Source organism: Brevibacillus panacihumi, from assembly GCF_003710985.1.
GTDB lineage: Bacteria > Bacillota > Bacilli > Brevibacillales > Brevibacillaceae > Brevibacillus > Brevibacillus panacihumi.
Genome location: NZ_RHHT01000098.1, coordinates 1 through 2,258, shown reverse-complemented (window position 1 = coordinate 2,258; position 2,258 = coordinate 1). Strand labels below are relative to the sequence as shown.

Genomic DNA, 2,258 nt, shown 5'->3' with positions numbered 1-2,258 from the left:
AGAACAAAAGTGATGAAGTATTGTCAACTGCAAATGAAAATTCCTCATTATCTGCACTCGAATTTTCCCCATTATAGGCAGTTCATTTGTTTGAATATTGCCCCCCGAAGGGGGCAGGTAACGGGAAAACTCCATTTATTCGGTTTTATCATCAATCGACTCTGTCCGAAAGAAACCAGCTTTTTTCTTTTCTTTGATACGATAACTTTCCCCCTTAATGTTGATGGTATGGGAGTGATGCAATAATCGATCAAGGATAGCGGTAGCAAGTACCGCATCGCCAAATATCTCTCCCCACGAACCATAGGACTTGTTCGAAGTGAGAATGATCGAACCGGATTCATAACGTTCCGATATAATTTGAAAGAAAAAGTGAGCTGCCGTCTCATCCATCTTGCGATAGCCGATTTCATCAATAATAAGTACATTCGGCTTAATAAATACCCGCATTTTTTGCTTAATACTGTTGTTTTGATGGGCAATCTGAAGGGTCTGAACCAAGTCATGGGCGGTTGTAAAGTAAACTGTAAAACCTTGTTTAATGGCCTCCAGAGCCAGTGCGACAGATAAGTGAGTCTTACCAACTCCTGGGGGACCTAGCAAAATGAGATTCTCTTGTTGTTGTACAAACCGAAGGGTTGCCAAATCACGAATCCGTCTTTCATCAATGGAGGGCTGGAAACTAAAATCGAATTGCTCCAACGTTTTATGGTAGGGTAAATGAGCCAATCTCGTTTTCATACGGATGAATCGATCCCTCTTGGCCTTAATTTCTTCTTGCAGAAGCTTGTCCAAGAACTCCAAATACGATATATTCTGAGCAGCAGCTTCTTCTGCGTGGTGGTGAATAATTTCCGGGATTCTTACCCATCCCATATGCGAAATGGCTTCTTCTAAACGGGCCTGGAGCATCATTGTACGATCACCTCCTCGTCAGCAAACTGCTCATAGACGGATAAATCACGTTCCGCCACTTCGGGGCTTGGATTTGAAACCAGACGCGGCATAGGTTGGGGAGCCTCCGCGCGACTTTGGGTTTGAATCCCCTCGAAGTGTTTTTTATGGGTTACGACTTGTTTGGAACGAACGGCTTTCAGATGTTCAGCGATGATCGTGTTACTCTGATAGATCCGGATATGACCATTCTGGAGATCCTGTACTTCTACCGTATGACCAATATAGGTATAGGGAACAGAATACCGGCTTCCTTCGTAAGAAACGAGTGAATCGTTGGATACTCTTCGAGTATGCCGTTCTACTTCTTCGAAGGGAATCGGGTTCAGCGGCTTCAACTGTTCATGTTTCCATCGCTCTACTGGCCTTTCATAAGTCGTGCCGTGTATCCGTACATTGGCCACTGTGTCCAGCCACTGGCGTACTTGCTGATTCAAGTCACTTAGGCTGGTAAACGTCTGTACGCGAGGCCAAAAATTCTTTCTAACATAGCCAACACCATTTTCTACTTTCCCTTTTGTTCGCGCGCGGTAGGGGGCACAACGCCGCAGCGTAAGACCGTGATGACTTGCAAACTGGGAGAAGCGTTCATTCCACAATACATGCCCTTGCTCGTCGTAGCCAGCAACGACGGTTTTCATATTGTCGTACAGACATGTTTCCGGTCTGCCGCCAAAGTAATGCATGGCACGTATGTGGCAGCCGATAAGGGTATCCAACCGTTCATTCTCTGTAAACTCCACATACAACATTCTCGAGTATCCCAAAACCATGACAAAGGCGTACAGCCGTTTGTACCCACCATTCCACTGAACCTTGAAATGTCCCCAATCGACTTGAGCTTGTTTTCCGGGTGCCGTTTCAAAACGGATCGTTGCTTTGGTTGTAACAACCGGTCGCAACGGTTCCATAAATGAACGAAGAAGGCGAATTTGCCCTGGGTAGCCATGAGCTTTAATCTCATCAAACAAAACGACAGCATTTAAGCAGCCCTCTTCCATTCTCTCCTTGATATAGGGTTTATACGGATCGAGAATGCTTGTTTTTGTAACGGATCGTTGGTATTTTGAAGGTTCATTCTTTTCCAACCACTTGCGAACTGTTTTTCGATCCCTCCCTAGTGAGTCAGCAATTTGTGTGATACTCATTCCTCTTCCTCTCATGTCCTTAATCAAGTAAAACTCCCCATTCTTTAGCATATTTCTCTCCTCCAGGGAGAGATTTTCTGCCAAAAGTGGGGAATTTTCAAGTGCCGTTATTGAGGATTTTAACAGTGCTGTTCACAGTATAATCTCACGTCCTTT

2 protein-coding genes are annotated in these 2,258 nt (G+C 44.8%); both read right to left on the bottom strand.

Features of this window, described 5'->3' with window-relative positions:
• Nucleotides 1-135 precede the first annotated feature (135 nt).
• A complete protein-coding gene (gene istB / locus EDM58_RS25490) occupies nt 136-915 on the bottom strand; it encodes an IS21-like element helper ATPase IstB (protein WP_023555287.1) in 780 nt (259 codons plus the stop codon).
• Nucleotides 912-2,129, bottom strand: coding sequence for an IS21 family transposase (gene istA, locus EDM58_RS25485; RefSeq protein WP_246001063.1), 1,218 nt, complete (start codon nt 2,127-2,129; stop codon nt 912-914). The genes istB and istA overlap by 4 nt, the downstream gene beginning before the upstream one ends.
• Between the last annotated feature and the right edge of the window lie 129 nt (nt 2,130-2,258).

What these genes read in the sequence shown, in the direction of transcription:
- istB (WP_023555287.1), bottom strand. Translation starts at nt 915, where the DNA reads ATGATGCTCCAGGCCCGTTTAGAAGAAGCCATTTCGCATATGGGATGG.